The 17,896-nt window shown below is 62.7% G+C and carries 15 protein-coding genes and 1 tRNA gene; 4 read left to right on the plus strand and 12 right to left on the minus strand.

Going from position 1 to position 17,896, the window contains the following annotated elements:
- Positions 1 to 174 precede the first annotated feature (174 nt).
- The 3 genes from C2L65_RS28285 to rpoD form a co-directional block, all read right to left on the minus strand.
- The gene (locus C2L65_RS28285; RefSeq protein WP_042310031.1) at positions 175 to 1,188 is read right to left on the minus strand and encodes an AraC family transcriptional regulator; all 1,014 of its coding nucleotides are present in this window, start codon (positions 1,186 to 1,188) and stop codon (positions 175 to 177) included.
- Positions 1,189 to 1,271: 83 nt separating this feature from the next.
- A tRNA-Ile gene (locus tag C2L65_RS28290) sits at positions 1,272 to 1,359 on the minus strand.
- A 182-nt stretch (positions 1,360 to 1,541) separates the two neighbouring features.
- Positions 1,542 to 3,590 carry an RNA polymerase sigma factor RpoD gene (gene rpoD, locus C2L65_RS28295; RefSeq protein ID WP_042310041.1) on the minus strand — a complete coding sequence of 683 codons (2,049 nt, stop codon included), beginning with the start codon at positions 3,588 to 3,590 and terminating at the stop codon, positions 1,542 to 1,544.
- A gap of 61 nt (positions 3,591 to 3,651) precedes the next feature.
- Here rpoD and C2L65_RS46725 point away from each other — a divergent pair, with 61 nt between their 5' ends.
- Positions 3,652 to 3,990 (plus strand): hypothetical protein, encoded by a 339-nt coding sequence (locus C2L65_RS46725; protein WP_042310034.1) that lies wholly within the window; start codon positions 3,652 to 3,654, stop codon positions 3,988 to 3,990.
- A 31-nt stretch (positions 3,991 to 4,021) separates the two neighbouring features.
- Here C2L65_RS46725 and dnaG read toward each other — a convergent pair whose 3' ends face one another.
- The 4 genes from dnaG to C2L65_RS28315 all read right to left on the minus strand — a co-directional run bounded on the left by dnaG (position 4,022) and on the right by C2L65_RS28315 (position 8,308).
- Positions 4,022 to 5,908, minus strand: a complete 1,887-nt coding sequence (dnaG, locus tag C2L65_RS28300; protein ID WP_042310035.1) for a DNA primase — start codon at positions 5,906 to 5,908, stop codon at positions 4,022 to 4,024.
- Between the two features lie 104 nt (positions 5,909 to 6,012).
- Positions 6,013 to 6,459 carry a GatB/YqeY domain-containing protein gene (locus C2L65_RS28305; protein ID WP_042310042.1) on the minus strand — a complete coding sequence of 149 codons (447 nt, stop codon included), beginning with the start codon at positions 6,457 to 6,459 and terminating at the stop codon, positions 6,013 to 6,015.
- Between the two features lie 309 nt (positions 6,460 to 6,768).
- Complete coding sequence (gene rpsU / locus C2L65_RS28310) at positions 6,769 to 6,981, minus strand: 30S ribosomal protein S21 (protein WP_035997875.1); 213 nt, start codon at positions 6,979 to 6,981, stop codon at positions 6,769 to 6,771.
- A gap of 109 nt (positions 6,982 to 7,090) precedes the next feature.
- Positions 7,091 to 8,308 carry a BaiN/RdsA family NAD(P)/FAD-dependent oxidoreductase gene (locus tag C2L65_RS28315; protein ID WP_042310039.1) on the minus strand — a complete coding sequence of 406 codons (1,218 nt, stop codon included), beginning with the start codon at positions 8,306 to 8,308 and terminating at the stop codon, positions 7,091 to 7,093.
- Between the two features lie 114 nt (positions 8,309 to 8,422).
- Here C2L65_RS28315 and tsaD point away from each other — a divergent pair, with 114 nt between their 5' ends.
- Positions 8,423 to 9,448: a tRNA (adenosine(37)-N6)-threonylcarbamoyltransferase complex transferase subunit TsaD gene (gene tsaD, locus C2L65_RS28320; protein ID WP_007748297.1), complete on the plus strand. Its 1,026-nt coding sequence runs from the start codon at positions 8,423 to 8,425 to the stop codon at positions 9,446 to 9,448.
- Between the two features lie 904 nt (positions 9,449 to 10,352).
- Here tsaD and folE2 read toward each other — a convergent pair.
- The 4 genes from folE2 to C2L65_RS28340 all read right to left on the minus strand — a co-directional run bounded on the left by folE2 (position 10,353) and on the right by C2L65_RS28340 (position 14,486).
- Positions 10,353 to 11,150: a GTP cyclohydrolase FolE2 gene (folE2, locus tag C2L65_RS28325; protein WP_042316545.1), complete on the minus strand. Its 798-nt coding sequence runs from the start codon at positions 11,148 to 11,150 to the stop codon at positions 10,353 to 10,355.
- Between the two features lie 145 nt (positions 11,151 to 11,295).
- Positions 11,296 to 13,194: a 1-deoxy-D-xylulose-5-phosphate synthase gene (dxs, locus tag C2L65_RS28330; RefSeq protein WP_007733035.1), complete on the minus strand. Its 1,899-nt coding sequence runs from the start codon at positions 13,192 to 13,194 to the stop codon at positions 11,296 to 11,298.
- Between the two features lie 96 nt (positions 13,195 to 13,290).
- On the minus strand, positions 13,291 to 14,172 hold the full coding sequence (locus C2L65_RS28335; RefSeq protein ID WP_007733037.1) for a polyprenyl synthetase family protein: 882 nt from the start codon (positions 14,170 to 14,172) through the stop codon (positions 13,291 to 13,293).
- On the minus strand, positions 14,169 to 14,486 hold the full coding sequence (locus C2L65_RS28340) for an exodeoxyribonuclease VII small subunit (RefSeq protein WP_007733039.1): 318 nt from the start codon (positions 14,484 to 14,486) through the stop codon (positions 14,169 to 14,171). Before C2L65_RS28340 ends, C2L65_RS28335 begins: the two co-directional genes overlap by 4 nt.
- Positions 14,487 to 14,772: 286 nt before the next feature.
- On the opposite strand from C2L65_RS28340, the gene C2L65_RS28345 reads away from it, so the two are divergent.
- Positions 14,773 to 15,879, plus strand: a complete 1,107-nt coding sequence (locus C2L65_RS28345) for an aromatic ring-hydroxylating oxygenase subunit alpha (RefSeq protein WP_042316548.1) — start codon at positions 14,773 to 14,775, stop codon at positions 15,877 to 15,879.
- A 121-nt stretch (positions 15,880 to 16,000) separates the two neighbouring features.
- Positions 16,001 to 16,873 carry a sulfurtransferase gene (locus C2L65_RS28350; RefSeq protein ID WP_042316550.1) on the plus strand — a complete coding sequence of 291 codons (873 nt, stop codon included), beginning with the start codon at positions 16,001 to 16,003 and terminating at the stop codon, positions 16,871 to 16,873.
- Between the two features lie 55 nt (positions 16,874 to 16,928).
- Here the strand turns inward: C2L65_RS28350 and C2L65_RS28355 are convergent, their stop codons facing one another.
- Positions 16,929 to 17,801 carry a dienelactone hydrolase family protein gene (locus tag C2L65_RS28355; RefSeq protein WP_042316552.1) on the minus strand — a complete coding sequence of 291 codons (873 nt, stop codon included), beginning with the start codon at positions 17,799 to 17,801 and terminating at the stop codon, positions 16,929 to 16,931.
- Positions 17,802 to 17,896: the final 95 nt, after the last annotated feature.

Genomic DNA, 17,896 nt, shown 5'->3' on the forward strand with positions numbered 1-17,896 from the left:
TTCCAATCAGGCGTTCAATGGATCACTGCCACGGCGCCCGATAGAAGCGAAGGCCAAGCGGTGACGATACCTGCCGATCGTAACGGCATCTCCCGCGATTCGACTGTCCAAACCGGTCCGCGTACTGACAAATCTGGCCACATCGAATGGGGGGTATATCCACCCACCCGCGGGTTACCCCGCCTGTAAGGGCCGCCGATACGTGCCCGGCGTGCTGCCCGTCCAGTGACGAAATGCGCGGTGGAAGGCGCTGGGATCGTCGAATCCGATATCGCCGGCGATCACGGCGATCGTGTCCTGCGTGTCCGTGAGGCGCTGGATCGCGATATCGCGCCGCAGCTCGTCCTTGAGCAGCTGAAACGTCGTCTCCTCCGACGACAGACGCCGGCACAGCGTGCGTACCGAGCAATGCAGGTTTTTGGCGGCCTGGTCGATGGTCGGCAGGTCCGGCAGTTCTCCCGCGAGAAACTGCCGCACGCGATGGCTGACTCGCTGCTCGCTGAACGTTTCGAAGATCCACTCACCGGGCGAACGGGCGAGAAATTTACGCAGATTGCGTTTGCTCTGGCGGATCGGCATGTCGAGAAACGCGGCGCTGAAACGCATCAGCGTCGCGTTGCAGCCGAAACGCACGGGGCCGGAGAAGAAATAGCGGTGATCGAATGCATGCGGCGGTTGCGGACACGCAAAATCGACCTGTAGCAGCGGAATTTTCTGACCAATCAGCCATGAAGACACACCGTGCGCAAGTTTGAGCATCAGTTCCTGGCCGAGCGGGCCGATGCTGCCATACGCAGGGTTAGGACGCAGTTCGACCTGCGCCATCAGGTCGTCGCGGCGCGACCCGATGTGGAAATCGTCGAGCACGATATGAAAGAACTGGCCGAAACGATGCAGCGCGGTTTCGAGGTTGGGTGCATCGAGCAGACTGAGGCAAAGAAACTTCAGCGTGCCGCTGCGAAACGGACGACTGAAGATGCCGGGCATCTCGTCGTCGAGTTCGATCGCGAGTGTGCGGTAGAGCATGGAGAACTGCTCTTCCGTCACCCGCGCGCCGGCTGCGCTGCGCAGTTCGGGCGTGATCCCGGCTTGCTCGAGATAGCGCTGCATGACGTCGGGCTGCGCGTCGGCGGCGGCGAGAAAGCCGTTGACGAGGGAGATGGGGACGGTGGCGCTGGGCGCTTGCATTCGTGATCCGTTCCGGTGGCCACTTCATGCTTGATGGCGTGCGCTGTCGGTCTGCACTGCAGGGAAGCACGCCTTGACGGTTTTGGTGGGCCGGGTGGGAGTCGAACCCACGGTGTCCTTTCGGAGGCGGATTATGAGTCCGCTGCCTGCAACCAGCACGGCGTCCGGCCCAACGATGCTTCGCGACGGAAGCTGGAGAAAACCAACAAAAAGACCCGGTCTGAAGGCCGGGCCTGTCTATCGATTGGCCGACATACTACACGAAAACAGGGCTTCCGGGATCGCTTCGCTGAACAAAGCTATCGGGAAGCCCTGATGTAATGCTACGTGTTACGGCCAGCAAACAGGTTCGGTCAGTTTCCTTCGAGGAACGACTTCAGTTTGTCCGACCGGCTCGGGTGACGCAGCTTGCGCAACGCCTTCGCCTCGATCTGACGGATACGCTCACGCGTCACGTCGAACTGCTTGCCGACTTCTTCGAGCGTATGGTCCGTGCTCATTTCGATACCGAAACGCATACGCAGCACCTTCGCCTCGCGCGGCGTCAGCGAATCGAGCACGTCCTTCACGACATCGCGCATGCTGGCGTGCAGCGCGGCGTCGGCCGGCGCGACCGTGTTGTTGTCCTCGATGAAGTCGCCCAGATGCGAATCGTCGTCGTCACCGATCGGCGTTTCCATCGAGATCGGCTCCTTCGCGATCTTCATGATCTTGCGGATCTTGTCTTCCGGCATCTCCATCTTCTCGGCCAGCGTCGCCGGATCCGGCTCGAGACCGGTTTCCTGCAGAATCTGACGCGAGATGCGGTTCATCTTGTTGATCGTCTCGATCATGTGAACCGGGATACGAATGGTGCGCGCCTGGTCCGCGATCGAACGGGTGATGGCCTGACGAATCCACCACGTCGCGTACGTCGAGAACTTGTAGCCGCGGCGATATTCGAACTTGTCCACGGCCTTCATCAGGCCGATGTTGCCTTCCTGAATGAGATCCAGGAACTGCAGACCACGGTTCGTGTACTTCTTCGCAATCGAGATCACGAGACGCAGGTTCGCCTCGGTCATTTCGCGCTTCGCCTGACGCGCCTTCAGTTCGCCCGCCGCCATCTGACGGTTGGTTTCCTTCAGGTCCTTCAGCGGCAACACGACGCGCGCCTGCAAGTCGAGCAGACGTTGCTGCTGCTCGCGGATAGCCGGCACGTTACGCGACAGGATCGCGCTGTACGCGTGGTTCTCGGTGACGATCTTGTCGGCCCATTCGAGGTCCGTTTCGTTGCCCGGAAAACGCGCGATGAACTCGGCACGCGGCATGCCGCACTTGTCGACCACCGTGTGCAGGATCTGACGCTCGACCTGACGCACTTCGTCCACCTGCGCACGCAGCGTGTCGCACAGACGCTCGACGGTACGCGCGGTGAAGCGGATCATCATCAGCTCTTCCTGAATGGTTTCCTGCGCCTTCAGGTAGGACTTCGACTTGTAGCCTTCCTTTTCGAACGCGCGGCGCATCTTGTCGAACCATTCGCTGATCATCGCGAATTTTTCGAGCGACATGCGCTTCAGTTCTTCGAGCTGGGCCGCGTTGGCCGTCGCTTGCGCGGCGCCATCGTCGTCTTCCTCTTCTTCCTCGTCCGCCTCTGCCTCTTCTTCTTCCTCGTTCTCGATCGCTTCGGCTTCCTGTTCGGAGAAGCCGTCGGTATCTTCGGCGTTCGCGTCGATCAGGCCGTCGACGAGCTCGTCGATGCGGATCTCTTCATTCGCGACGCGCTCGGCCATCGCGAGAATGTCGGCGATCGTGGTCGGGCAGGCGGAGATGGCCATCACCATGTGCTTCAGGCCGTCTTCGATGCGCTTGGCGATTTCGATTTCGCCTTCGCGCGTGAGCAGCTCGACCGTTCCCATTTCGCGCATGTACATACGCACCGGGTCGGTCGTGCGGCCGAATTCGGAGTCGACGGTGGACAGCGCGACCTCTGCCTCCTCTTCCACTTCGTCATCTGACGAAGCGTTGGGGGCGTTGTCGTTCAGCAGCAGCGTTTCGGCATCGGGCGCCTGTTCGTAGACAGCGACACCCATGTCGTTGAACGTGCTGATGATGCCTTCGATCGCCTCGGTTTCCGTGAAGTTGTCCGGGAGGTGGTCGTTGATTTCGCCGTAGGTCAGGAAGCCACGCTCCTTGCCGAGCTTGATCAGCGCGCGCAGCTTCGAGCGGCGCTCTTCGAGCTCCTCGACGGTGCCAGGCTGCGAAGACGCGAACGCGTCCTTGAGCAGCGCCTTCTCCTTTGCGCGGCGGTCGCGTGCCTTGACCTTTTCGACCTTGCCCGTAGCGGGAGTTGCGGCGGCTGCCTCTTCGCTCGGGGATGCGTCGTCATCGACGGATACTTCGTTCAGCTTTTTCGTCATGGAGTTCGCCATACCGGCTGTAGTCTCGACTGCCGGCTGCTGGACGACAGCCGGTTGAACCGTGGATACCAAAGACTCGCGGGGAGCCGCATCGTCCTGCGCGACATCCGCTTCCCTTTCGCTGCTGACTCCCTGCCGCTTCGCGACCGACGCCACCGACTTCGATGTCACCGATGCCGCTCGCGCGGTCGAGGCTTGTTTCCGGGCAACCGGCGTAGCAGCGGTTTCGGCAGACTTTTTCGGGGCGGAAGGAGCCGACCTGGCTGCGCTGACCCTGGTGGTCGTTTTCGGCTCGTCCGAGCCGCTGCCTGTCGCCTTTTTTCCGCCTGTAGTCTTTACCATTGCAATCGCCTTATATCGCCTTTGCCTGGAGAAAAACAAAACCGCTGAAATCTTTTAATTATAGCATTCGGCCTTTCAGCGCTTCCCTTTCACTGCCCGCGCTGACGCTTCATGTCAGCGCACGTCCTGCTCAATTCCTGATACTCCAGCAACTCCTCCGGGGTGTGCCTCGACTGACGCGACAATTGATCCAGCCGCTCGCTATAAGCGTCATAACGCATCTTCAGAATGGCCGCTTTCAATTCTTCCCCGGCGAGGCGCTCGTGTTCCCGGCGCTCCTCGGCCACCGTCGCGTCTTCGGGATTCTTCAACAGCAGATCCCGAACGTTTTCATCATAGTCCAGAATTTCCCGGAAGATTTCCTCGAAGGTGGGGGCGTTAGCCCCGTTTCGCAACAGGTCCGACAGCAACTGGAATTCGGCCGTGTCGCCCAACCCACGGGCATGCGTCGTCACTTCCTCGAACAGTTCGCCGTGCCGCGTGACTGTGAGCAGCGCCTGCTCTTCCTCTTCGCCGAGCACCGCGACGATGCGCGGGTGCATCACCAGATTGCGCAGCGCCCGCTGCTCGATCCCCGTCACGCTGCGCCGGTCTTTGCGGGCAGGCGCGCTGCGTGCTACAGCGGCGATCCGCGCGTCGACTTCGCATAACGCGGCCACTTCCTCGAACGGCACGTCGAGCCGGTCCGCGAACATATGCATGATTTGCGCGCGCAACGCGTTGGCGGGCAGCATCTGCAACAGCGGCTTGGCGTCGAACAGCGCCCGCGCCCGGCCTTCAGGCTGGTCGAGCTCCTTGCCCGCCAGTACTTCATTCAACAGGAACTGCGACAGCGGCATCGCGCGGCGCACCTGCTCCGCGAAGGCATCCGTGCCGAATTCGCGGACATAGCTGTCGGGATCGTGCTCGGCCGGCAGGAACAGGAAGCGGATGGTGCGGTTGTCGGCGGCGTGCGGCAGGCAGGCGTCGAGCGCGCGGCGCGCGGCGCGCCGACCGGCCGAATCGCCGTCGAAGCTGAACACCACCGTATCCGTCTGCCGCATCAGTTTCTGCACATGAATCGGCGTGCAGGCGGTGCCGAGCGTCGCAACCGCGTTCTCGAAGCCCAGCTGGGCCAGCGCAACCACGTCCATATACCCTTCGACGACCAGCACGTAACCCTGTTCGCGGATCGCAAGCCGCGCCTCGAACAGGCCGTACAGCTCGCTGCCTTTGTTAAATAAAGGCGTTTCGGGCGAATTCAAATACTTGGGCTCGCCCCCGTCCAGCACGCGTCCGCCAAAACCGATTACCTGGCCTTTCACGTTGCGGATCGGGAACATCACGCGCTCGCGGAACCGGTCGTAGCGGCGGTTCTGACCCTGGGCGTCCGACTTCTCGCTGACGATCACGAGGCCCGCCTCGACGAGCGCATCGTCCCGATAGTTGGGGAATGCCGTTTCGAGGTTCTGCCAGCCATCGGGCGCGTAGCCGAGGCCGAAGCGCTTGGCGATCTCGCCCGTCAGGCCGCGCTTTTTCAGGTACTGGATGGCGTTCGGCGCGCCGCGCAGTTGCGCCTTGTAGAAGTCGTTGGCTGTCGACATGAGGTCGGACAGCGCCGTCGTCACGGCCTTCGAGACGGCGGGCGCATAGCCTTCGCCGCCACCCGGGCCGCCGGCTCCCACGCCGCCGCGCATCGGCGAAGGCTCTTGCGGCACGGTCAGACCGACGGATTGCGCCAGTTCGTTGACGGCTTCCGGAAAGGAAAGCGCCGCGTGCTCCATCAGGAAACCAATGGCCGTGCCATGCGCGCCACAGCCAAAGCAATGGTAGAACTGCTTAGTCGGACTAACGGTGAACGAAGGGCTCTTCTCGTTGTGGAACGGGCAGAGTCCCATGAAGTTCGCGCCGCCTTTTTTCAGCTGCACATACCGGCCGACCACGTCGACGATATCGACGCGGTTCAGCAGGTCTTGCAGAAAGGAATGCGGGATCACAATGCAGACGCGGCCTTAAAAAGGATGAGGCAAGGGTGCGAATCGCACCCGGCCATGCGCGCCGCGCCGGAACGGGGCGCGCATGGCGGAAAACGACACGAGGCTTATTTCGACAGCGCGGCCTTGACCTGCGCGGACACGGCCGTCATGTCGGCCTTGCCGGCGAGCTTCGACTTGAGCACGCCCATCACCTTACCCATGTCCTGCGGACCGGCGGCGCCGACCTGCGCGACGGCCGCCTGCACTTCGGCTGCCACTTCCGCGTCCGACAGCTGCGCGGGCATGTAGGCGCTGAGCACGTCCAGCTCGGCCTTTTCCTTGTCGACGAGATCGGTGCGGCCGGCCGTTTCGAACTGGGCGATCGAGTCCTTGCGCTGCTTGATCATTTTATCGATGACGGCGGTCACGGCGGCGTCATCCAGTTCCACGCGATCGTCGACTTCACGCTGCTTGATGGCGGCGAGCAGCAGACGGATCGTGCCGAGACGCTCGGTTTCGCGCGCGCGCATCGCTGCTTTCATGTCGTCGTTGATTCGGACTTTGAGACTCATCATTCACCTGAATGCGTGGAGGGTTTGAAATACGGGTGAAGACGCGGCGCAGAGCGCAAAAACCCGCTTGGGATCGTTCCTCAAGCGGGTTAGTGCCAAATACGCGGTGAACCGTGCACCTGGATACGGCCTTGCGGAGCGTGGACCGAAGCGGCCTTTCGCGCCTTCCGGCGCGAGCGGCCACATCAGCGACCGCATGCGCGGCCGGTTACCGCAAGCGCCGGCATGCTCCCGCGCCGCCACCTTGTGTGAGCCGCCGCTTTCGCTATCGCTCAAGAGACCAGGCGAGCGCCGCGACTTCACGTTGAATCAGTAAAACTTCTTGGGCAGTTGCTGGCTGCGCAGGCGCTTGAAATGGCGCTTCACGGCCGCTGCTTTCTTTCGTTTGCGCTCGGATGTCGGCTTCTCGTAAAACTCGCGCGCACGAAGTTCGGTCAACAGCCCGTTCTTTTCTATCGTGCGCTTGAAGCGGCGCATTGCAACTTCAAAAGGCTCGTTTTCTTTTAAGCGGATCGTCGTCATCTTTCAATAACGGAGCTTGGCAAAGATTGGAAAGTATAGCAGCTGTTTCGCACAATCGTATAAAGGTGTCAAGCCCCATTTGACGGGCGTCAGCGCCCGTTTTTAGGGGCTACCCGACTGCCGCGAATTCCGCTGCCGCCTGCCCGGCAGCCACGCCCGACGCCCACGCCCACTGGAAGTTGTAGCCGCCCAGCCAACCCGTGACGTCGACGGCCTCGCCGATGAAATACAGGCCCGGCACGCGCGCGCTCATCATCGTCGCCGAGGACAGTTCGCGCGTATCGACGCCGCCGCGCGTCACCTCGGCCTTCTTGTAGCCTTCGGTGCCGTTCGGCGTGAGCGACCAGCGCGACAGCGCCTCGCCGACCCGGCGCAGCGACTTGTCGGGCAGATCGGCGAGGCGGGCGTCGGCGGGTACGCCGTGAGTCTGCAGCCAGACATGTGCGAGGCGTGCGGGCACCCATTCGGCGAGCAGGTTGCCGATCTGGCGCTTCGTCGCGGTTTTCGCCTCGAGCAACGCGGCGACGGCGTCCTGCTCGGGCAGCAGATTGACGTGTACGGGCTCGCCCGGCTGCCAGTAGCTGGAAATCTGCAGCACGCCCGGGCCCGACAACCCGCGATGCGTGAGCAGCAGGTCCTCGACGAACTCGCCGCCCGCTTTCTTCACGCCCGTCGCCAGATGCACTTCCAGCGACACGCCCGACAGTTCCGCAAACGGTTGCCAGTCGGCGGGAGCGAACGTGAGCGGCACGAGCGCCGGGCGCGTGTCGATGAGCTTGTGGCCGAACTGCTTCGCGATCCGGTAGCCGAAATCGGTGGCGCCGATTTTCGGAATCGACAGGCCGCCCGTGGCGATCACCAGTGCGCGGGCGCGGATCGGGCCGGAGCGCGTGTCCAGCGTGAAGCCGTCGGAATCGGCGTGGCGCACCTGCTCGACGGCGAGCGGCCGGCGCCACGCGATGTTGCCCGCGTCGCATTCGCTCTTGAGCACGTCGATGACGGCGTCGCTCGACTGGTCGCAGAAGAGTTGTCCCTTGTGCTTCTCGTGCCACGTCACCCGGTATTGCTTGAGGAGCGCCATGAAATCGCGCGGCGTGTAGCGGGCCAGCGCGGAACGGCAGAAATGCGGATTCGCCGACAGATAGTTGTTCGGCCCGGCGTACAGATTCGTGAAGTTGCAGCGGCCGCCGCCCGAAATGCGGATTTTCTCGGCGAGCCGCGCCGCGTGGTCGATCAGCACGACGCGCCGGCCGAGCTGCCCCGCCACCGATGCGCACATCATGCCCGCCGCGCCCGCGCCGATTACGGCGATATCGAAGGATTCCATGGGGCTGCATTGTAACCGCCGCGCCCGGCGGCGCCCTGCCTGCGCTGCTATACTTTCAGGTTCCTTTTTTGATGTTTCGGGTGGCACGTCAGGCGCCCGATCGACGGTCGAATCATGCTCGTTCTCGGCATAGAAAGCTCCTGCGACGAAACCGGCCTCGCGCTCTACGACACGGAGCGTGGGCTGCTCGCCCATGCGCTGCATTCGCAGATCGCGATGCATCGCGAATATGGCGGCGTGGTGCCGGAACTGGCTTCGCGCGACCATATCCGGCGTGCGCTGCCGCTGCTCGAAGAGGTGCTGGAGCGCTCGGGCGCCGCGCGCGGCGACATCGACGCGATCGCCTACACGCAGGGCCCGGGGCTCGCGGGCGCGCTGCTAGTAGGCGCGAGTATCGCCAATTCGCTGGCGATGGCGTGGGACAAGCCGACTATCGGCATCCATCATCTGGAAGGGCATTTGCTGTCGCCGCTGCTTGTCGACGAGCCGCCGCCGTTTCCGTTTGTCGCGTTGCTTGTGTCGGGCGGTCATACGCAGCTGATGCGCGTCACGGATGTGGGCGTCTACGAGACGCTCGGCGAGACACTCGACGACGCCGCCGGTGAAGCCTTCGATAAGACCGCGAAGCTGCTTGGGCTTGGGTATCCGGGCGGGCCGGAAGTTTCACGGCTGGCGGAGTTCGGCACGCCGGGGGCTGTCGTGCTGCCGCGTCCGATGCTGCATTCCGGTGATCTCGATTTCAGCTTCAGCGGGCTGAAGACGGCTGTGCTGACGCATGTAAAGAAGCTTGGCAGCAACGTGTGCGAGCAGGCTAAGGCTGATCTGGCGCGTGGTTTCGTCGACGCGGCCGTCGATGTGCTGGCCGCTAAATCGCTCGCGGCGCTGAAGAAGACCAAGCTCAAACGGCTTGTTGTCGCGGGTGGTGTTGGCGCGAACCGGCAGTTGCGTGAGGCTCTCTCGGCGGCCGCGAAGATGCGCGGGTTTCATGTTCACTATCCTGACCTCTCGCTTTGCACTGATAACGGCGCGATGATTGCGCTCGCCGGCGCGCTTCGGTTGGAACGCTGGCCCGCGCAGGCTGGTAATGACTATGCTTTTACCGTGAAGCCACGGTGGGATTTGGCGTCTCTCGCGAGGTGAGGTTTTTTGCCTGCCGAGGGCATTCGTGTTTGAGACTTCGCGGCGCGGGTGTTGTTGGGGGGTGTTTTGGCCTTTGCACTGGCATACGCTTTTGAGCCTTCGCGGTTCGGGCGTTGCCAGTCGGTGTTTTGGCCTTTGCGCTGGCATCCGCTTTTGAGCCTTCGCGGCGCGGGCGTTGCCAGTCGGTGTTTTGGCCTTTTGCGCTGGCATCCGCGTTATGCCTCCGTGCTTCAAGCGTCGCCCCTGTGCGGGGCGGCACCTACTTTTCTTTGCCGCCGCAAAGAAAAGTAGGCAAAAGAAAGCGGCTAACACCGCTAATTCTTGTGTTTGCCTGAGGGCCCCCAACGGGTCTTACGCTTCACACGGCAATCACGTGACCCATGTTCGTTGCCAACGCTCTTGCGGTGCGCCTCACCCGCTTCATATGTCCGCGTTACAGCACGCCTTGCCAGGTAGTCCACCGCCGCCCAGGTGGCAAACTGTGTGTAGGCCGTAGTGCCACACACGCCCCACTTCGAACCGATAGCGCATGCGCTCCACCCTGTAAGAGCGCCGAACTATACGACGCGACAACCTACACACAGTTTGCCACCTGGGCGGCAGAAACCATTTGCTGCCGTTAGCACGTGTGCGGGTGTTTGAAGTGGGTGAGGCGTTCATTCGAAGCGTTGGCGACGAGCACCGACCAGGGCACTGTCATGTGAAGCGGCGGGCACGTTGGGGGCCCGTGGATAAGAACACGGGCTGGCGGTGTGAGCCGCTTTCTTTTGCCTACTTTTCTTTGCGGCGGCAAAGAAAAGTAGGTGCCGCCCCGCACAGGGGCGACGCTTGAAGCACGCTAACGTAATCGCGGATGCCAGCGAAAAAACCAGCAAACCCCACAGCCGTCGCAGACAAAAAAACCTTAACCCCTCTTCTCAATCACCGCATAAGCCGAATGATTATGAATAGACTCGAAGTTCTCCGCTTCGAGCACATAACCAACGATCCGCTTATCAGCATTCAACCGTTGCGCGACATCGCGCACCAGGTCTTCGACGAACTTCGGGTTCTCGTAAGCACGCTCGGTAACGAACTTCTCATCAGGTCGCTTGAGCAGCCCCCACAACTCACACGAAGCCTCTTCTTCCGCGATACGAATCAGATCCTCGACGGGCACGTCATCGATCAACTCAGCGTCAATCGTCACATGCGAGCGCTGGTTATGCGCGCCATACTGCGAGATCTTCTTCGAACACGGGCACAGGCTGGTGACAGGCACCAGAACCTTAAGAAACAACCGCGTGGCGCCATCGCGCGAATCGGCCGTCAACGTCACTTCGTAGTCCAGCAGACTTTGCACGCCCGACACAGGCGCCGTCTTGTTGACGAAATACGGAAACGACACCTCGATACGGCCCGCAGGTGCCTCAAGCTTCTCGAGCATCGAAGCAAGCATCGCGCGAAATGCAGCCGAATCCAGCGGCGTCTTGTTCTCTTCAAGCAACGCGACGAACCGCGACATATGCGTGCCCTTCACCTCGGCAGGCAAATGAACATCGAGATTCCACGTACCGATAGTCGGCTGCACGCTGCCGTCCGGCGTGCGAACCGTCAACGGATGACGCACCGCCTTCACGCCGACCCGCTGAATCGGAATCTGGCGGGTGTCGACCGTGCTCTGCACGTCAGGCATCACGAAGGCGGGGTTCATCTGGTTCATGTTCTTGTCCTCACTGGCAGCGCGAATCGACGCGCAAAATGACAACCGCCGGCTTGCGCCGGCGGAGCCCGGCGGGTACGCGACCCGCCGATTCATATTGGAGTAGATGCAACGAGCCGCCTTTTTGTTCCGGCGGCCCGCTATGTTAAGCGACGCGTTTGACGGACTTGCCGCTCGCGTGCTCCACAAATCGCTCGCGGATGGACTTCGCGATGCCCGCAGCGTCCAGGCCACACGACGCCAGCAGCTTCGCCGGATCCCCATGATCGATGAAGCGATCGGGAAGGCCCAATTGTAGTACGGGTCGGATAACCCCACTCTCCATCATGGCTTCCACGCACGCCGAGCCCGCGCCGCCCATCACACAGCCTTCTTCGACGGTGACGATGGCGTCGTGCGTCTCGGCCAGCTCGCGCACCAGATCGGCGTCGATCGGCTTCACGAAGCGCATGTTGGCGACCGTCGCGTCCAGCTGCTCTGCTGCCGCCAGTGAAGGCGCGACCATTGTGCCGAACGCGAGAATCGCGATGCGCTTGCCGGCCGGCTGCGTCGATTGACGACGGACTTCGCCCTTGCCGAGCGGAAGCGCGGCCATCTGCTTGACCGTCGCGACGCCCGTGCCCGCGCCGCGCGGATAGCGCACGGCTGTCGGGTTCGGCTGCTGCAGCGCCGTGTACAACATCTGGCGACACTCGTTTTCATCCGACGCCGCCATTACCGTCATGTTCGGGATGCAGCGCAGGAACGCGAGGTCGTACGCGCCCGCGTGCGTCGCACCGTCCGCGCCGACGAGGCCCGCGCGATCGATTGCGAACACAACGGGCAGATTCTGCAGCGCGACGTCATGGATCAGCTGGTCATACCCGCGTTGCAGGAACGTCGAGTAGATTGCAACGACGGGCTTGAGCCCTTCCGTCGCAAGACCGCCCGCGAACGTGACGGCGTGCTGCTCGGCAATACCGACGTCGTAGTAGCGATCCGGGAAACGCTTTTCGAACTCGACCATGCCCGAGCCTTCGCGCATCGCCGGCGTAATGCCGACCACACGCGAATCGAGTTCAGCCGCGTCGCACAGCCACTCGCCGAACACTTGCGTGTAGGTCTTCTTGGCGGGCGTCGTCGAAGGCTTGATGCCTTCGGCCGGGTTGAACTTGCCGGGGCCGTGATACAGAACCGGGTCGGCTTCCGCCAGCTTGTAGCCTTGGCCTTTCTTCGTCACGACGTGCAGGAATTGCGGACCGCGCAGTTCCTTGATGTTCTGCAGCGTCGGGATCAGCGAGTCGAGATCGTGACCGTCGATCGGTCCGATGTAATTGAAGCCGAACTCTTCGAACAGCGTGGCGGGAACGATCATGCCCTTCGCGTGCTCTTCGAGCTTCCGTGCGAGGTCGAGCACGGGCGGCGCGTGGCGCAGCACGCGTTCGACACCGGCGCGCGCGGCCGCGTAGAAGCGGCCCGACATCAGACGCGCGAGATGGCGATTCAGCGCGCCGACGGGCGGCGAAATCGACATGTCGTTGTCGTTGAGAATGACGAGCAGCGGCACGTCGTCTTCGACGCCGGCGTTGTTCATCGCCTCGAAGGCCATGCCCGCCGTCATCGCGCCGTCGCCGATCACCGCGATCGAGTAGGCGTCTTCACCGCGCAGCTTGCTGCCGATCGCCATGCCGAGCGCCGCCGAGATCGACGTGCTCGAATGCGCCGTACCGAACGTGTCGTACGGCGACTCGTCGCGCTTCGGAAAGCCCGAGATGCCGCCCAACTGACGCAGCGAATGCATCTGGTCACGGCGGCCCGTCAGAATCTTGTGGGGATAGGTCTGATGACCCACGTCCCAGACGATGCGGTCGCGCGGCGTGTCGAACACGTAGTGCAGCGCGATCGTCAGTTCGACCGTGCCGAGGTTGGACGACAGGTGGCCGCCCGTCTGCGACACGCTGTCGAGCACGAAGGCTCGCAACTCGTCGGCAAGCGGTTGCAACTGGCGGCGATCAAGGCGGCGCAGGTCCGCGGGGTCGTCAATGGTTTTCAGCAAGTCGTACATCGTCGTTCCATTGTAGGAAAACTTACGCGCCCGCACTTCATTCGCGCACACCCGAGAAGTCTTGTGCGGGCGGCGGGCTTTCGCGTTACAGCTACATCAGCTAACCCGGTTCACCACGAGGTCAGCCAACTCGGCGAGCCGCTGCGCGCGGGCGCCAAAAGGTGCAAGCGCCTGGTGCGCGTCGCTGCGCAACTGCGCAGCCAGCGCGCGCGAAGCGTCAAGCCCGATGATCGACACGTAGGTCGGCTTGCCGTCCTTCGCGTCCTTTCCAGCCGTTTTGCCGAGCGTCGCGGAATCGGTCGTGACGTCGAGAATGTCGTCGACGACCTGAAACGCGAGGCCCACAGCCGCCGAATACGCGTCCAGCGACTGCAGTGCCTTCGCGTCCGGCGTCTCGCCTGTCAGCGCGCCCATCCGCACGGCTGCGCGCAGCAACGCGCCAGTCTTGAGGCGGTGCATCGTTTCGAGCTGCGGGCGCGTCAGCGTGTGACCGACGCTCGCCAGATCGATCGCCTGGCCACCCGCCATGCCGATCGAGCCGCTCGCGAGCGCCAGTTCGCGCACCAGCGCGGCCTGCTGCGCGGGTGCGAGCACATCCGATGTCAGCGCAACGAAAGCTTGCGATTGCAGCGCGTCACCGACCAGCAGTGCCGTCGCTTCGTCATATTTGACGTGTACCGTGGGCTTGCCGCGGCGCAGTTCGTCGTCGTCCATGCAGGGCATGTCATCGTGTACGAGCGAATAGACGTGGATCATCTCCAGCGCCGCCGACGCCGCGTCCAGGCACTCGGCCTTCGCGCCCGTCAGCTCACCCGCCGCGTGGCACAGCAGCGGGCGCACCCGCTTGCCGCCGCCCAGCACGGCATAGCGCATGGCTTCATGCAGCCGGGCGGGCTCGGTCGAGTCCGCCGGCAAATATTGCTCGAGTGCGCCCTCTACCCGGTCCAGCACCGAGCGCATCCATTGTTCGAAGGTCATAGATCGTCTCCGCTGTCGGCAGCGGTTGTACCTGCTGTGTTCACGGGAAGCGGCTTGAGCGTTTCGCCATCGAGGACGCGCACCTGCTGCTCCACCTTTTCGAGTTGTTGCTGACAGAACGCCACGAGCACGGCGCCGCGCCGGTAAGCCGCAAGCGACTCTTCCAGACTGAGGCTGCCGCCCTCCATGCGCCCAACGAGCCCCTCCAGTTCCGCCAGCGCTGCCTCGTAGCTCTCGGGCAGCGGTGAATTGTCGGAACCTTCGGTGCTGGTGGGGGACAAACCAGCCGTGTCCGTGGAAGCCGTCTTCGCCATGAATCGTCGCAAAATTAAAACAAGTCGGACATTCTACGGCAAAAGCGAGATTTTCGACCTGTGAGCCCACCAATGGGTATCGGCACGGCCATTGCGCAACACTTCGGACGATAGAAATAAATCCAACGTTTGCGCGGCGAAATCGCTAGCTTCCCCGACATTTTTAACCCAAATCAGGTACTTAAGCGCCCCAAGGAGGGGGAAACGGGTATAATCGCGGGCTCCCTAAATCGAATCTTCGATGGTTGGGTTGTTCACTGCTTTCACGTCTTCATCGGGAGTGGGAATGTCCAATCTGAGCAATGCATTGCAGCTCAAGGCTATTCACAGCCAGCTGCCAGTCACGGCTTACTTTGACCCGGCGCTCCACGAGCGCGAACTCGAAACCCTTTTCAAGAAAGGTCCTCGCTACGTCGGGCACGAACTCATGGTTCCCGAAGCGGGTAACTATTTTGCCTTGCCCAGCGAACGCGAGGGGCGCGTGCTCGTCCGCAACCAGCAGTCGCAGATCGAACTGCTGTCGAACGTGTGCCGCCACCGTCAGGCGATCATGCTGAACGGCCGCGGGCAGACGGAGAACATCGTCTGTCCCCTGCACCGCTGGACCTACGACCTGAACGGCCAGTTGCTCGGCGCGCCGCATTTCGCCGACAACCCCTGCCTGAATCTCGGCGCCACTCCGCTGCAAAGCTGGAACGGTCTGCTGTTCGAAACGCAGGGCCGCGATGTCGCGAAAGATCTTGCGCGCCTCGGCACGGCAAAGCACTTCGACTTCACGGACTACATGTTCGATCACGTCGAAGTACACGAGTGCAACTACAACTGGAAGACCTTCATCGAGGTCTATCTGGAGGACTATCACGTCGTGCCGTTCCATCCGGGCCTCGGCAGCTTCGTCAACTGCGACGATCTGAAGTGGGAGTTCGGCGACTGGTACAGCGTGCAGACGGTCGGCGTACACAACGAGCTCGCGCGTCCGGGCAGCCCGACGTATCGCAAGTGGCACGACGAAGTGCTGCGCTACCGCGACGGCAAGATGCCCGAGTTCGGCGCGATCTGGATGGTGTACTACCCGGGCATCATGGTCGAGTGGTATCCGCATGTGCTGGTCGTGTCATGGCTGATTCCGCGCGGTCCGCAGAAGACGACGAACGTCGTCGAGTTCTATTACCCTGAGGAAATCGCGCTGTTCGAGCGTGACTTCGTCGAAGCGGAGCGCGCCGCGTACATGGAAACGGCGCGCGAAGACGACGAGATCGCCGAACGCATGGACGCCGGACGCCGCGCGCTGCTGGATCGAGGCGAATCGCAGGTCGGTCCGTACCAGAGCCCGATGGAAGACGGCATGCAGCACTTCCACGAGTTCCTGCGCCGCGAGCTCGGCACGGTCTGATCGAGCCGCCGCGAGCGGCATCCACGGCTTCATACAAGGAATGACGGGCTTCGGCCCGTCATTTTTGTTTAGACTAGAGATATCGTTCGGCGCTGCCGAAGTCAGTCTCTCAGGAGCCGTCATGCCACACACTCACTACACCACGCTGATCTCTGCAGGCAATCTCGCCGAACGCCTGGCCGCCGCGCCGGGCAGCGTGTTCATCGTCGATTGCCGTTTCGATCTGGCCGATACCGACTCCGGCGAAAAAGCCTACGCGGCGGGTCATCTGCCGCAAGCACACTATCTGCACCTCGACCGCGATCTGTCCGGACCGAAGACGGGCAGCAACGGACGTCATCCGTTGCCGGACCGTCAGAAGCTGGTCGAGCGTCTCGCCACACTCGGCCTCAAGCAAGGCCAGCAAGTGATCGCGTACGACGCGCAAGGCGGCATGTACGCCGCGCGTCTGTGGTGGCTGCTGCGCTGGCTGGGTCACGATTCCGCCGCACTGCTCGACGGCGGGCTGCAGGCGTGGGAAGCAGCCGGCCACCCGCTGACACAGGACGCGCCGCCTCAGTCGAGCGGCGACTTCAAGGCGGGCGCGCCGCTGGCCGTGACCGTCGATGCGCAGGCCGTGGAACGCAACATCGGCACGAAGGAACGCGTGGTGATCGACGCGCGTGCGGCTGACCGCTATCGCGGCGAGAACGAAACACTGGATCGCGTGGGCGGCCACATTCCGGGCGCGCGCAACCGCTTCTTCAAGGACAACCTGACGGCGGACGGCCGCTTCAAGTCCGCGCACACGCTGCGCGACGACTTCAACGCAGTGATTCCCGCGGGCGTGTCCGCCGAGCATGTGGTGCTGCAATGCGGCTCGGGTGTCACCGCTTGCCACAACGCGCTGGCGATGGAAATCGCCGGGCTGCATGGCGCGGCGCTGTACCCGGGATCGTGGAGCGAATGGAGCTCGGATACGTCGCGGCCTGTGGCGACGGGACCGAATCCGTAACCGCTTTTTGTCTGCGCTGCCGACAACCGCCGGCGGCGCAGACGCGAGCCAAAATTCAACCGACGCCGTGCGCCTTGAACCACGCAAGCGTGCGGCGCCAGCCATCTTCGGCATCGGCTTGCTTGTAAGTCGGCCGATAGTCCGCAAAGAACGCATGCCCCGCGTCGTCATACACGACGAACTCCGAGCCGCGCCCCGCCTGCGGCCCCTGCGCGATTGCCTGCTTCATCTTGTCGAGCGATTCCTGCGGGATGCTCTGGTCCTGCCGACCGTATAGCCCCAGCACGGGCACCTGCAGATCGGACACGCGGTCGATCGGATTGGCTGGCGTCATCGGCGTCTGATTGCCGGCCACGCGCCCATACCACGCCACGCCCGCCTTCAGTCGCGGATTGTGCTCCGCGTAAAGCCACGCAATGCGCCCGCCCCAGCAGAAGCCGTTGATGCCCACCTTGTTCACGTCGCCGCCATGCTCGCCCGCCCATTTGAACGTCGCGTCGAGGTCTGCCATCGCCTGTGAATCGGGCACCTTGCTGAGAACCTGCTCGTTCAACTGCTGGACAGTCGGATACGCGTTCGGGTCGCCCTGCCGCACGAAGAGGTCGGGCGCGATAGCAAGATAGCCGAGCTTGGCGAAGCGCCGGCAGACATCGGCGATATGTTCATGCACGCCGAATGCCTCATGAACCACGATGATCACGGGCAGATGCGTCTTGCCCTTCGGCTGCGCGCGATAGGCGGGCACCAGCGTATCGCCCGATTTGATGCCGACTTCACCCGCCTCGAGGCCTTCGCTGTCCGTATGGATCGTTTGCGCGGACACGGGCAGCACGCACGCCGCGAAACCAGTGCCGAGCGCCGCCTTGATGAAGGTGCGCCGGTCGAAGGGAACATGGGGAACGAGACTGTCGACTTCTGGCTTCAACATGCTGTGCTCCTCTTTTGGAATGGGTGGACGGCAAGGAGCCAACAGGATACGCGCAAAGCGCATCCTGTTGCAGAAGCATCGATATTGATCAGCGA

Source organism: Paraburkholderia terrae, assembly GCF_002902925.1.
GTDB lineage: Bacteria > Pseudomonadota > Gammaproteobacteria > Burkholderiales > Burkholderiaceae > Paraburkholderia > Paraburkholderia terrae.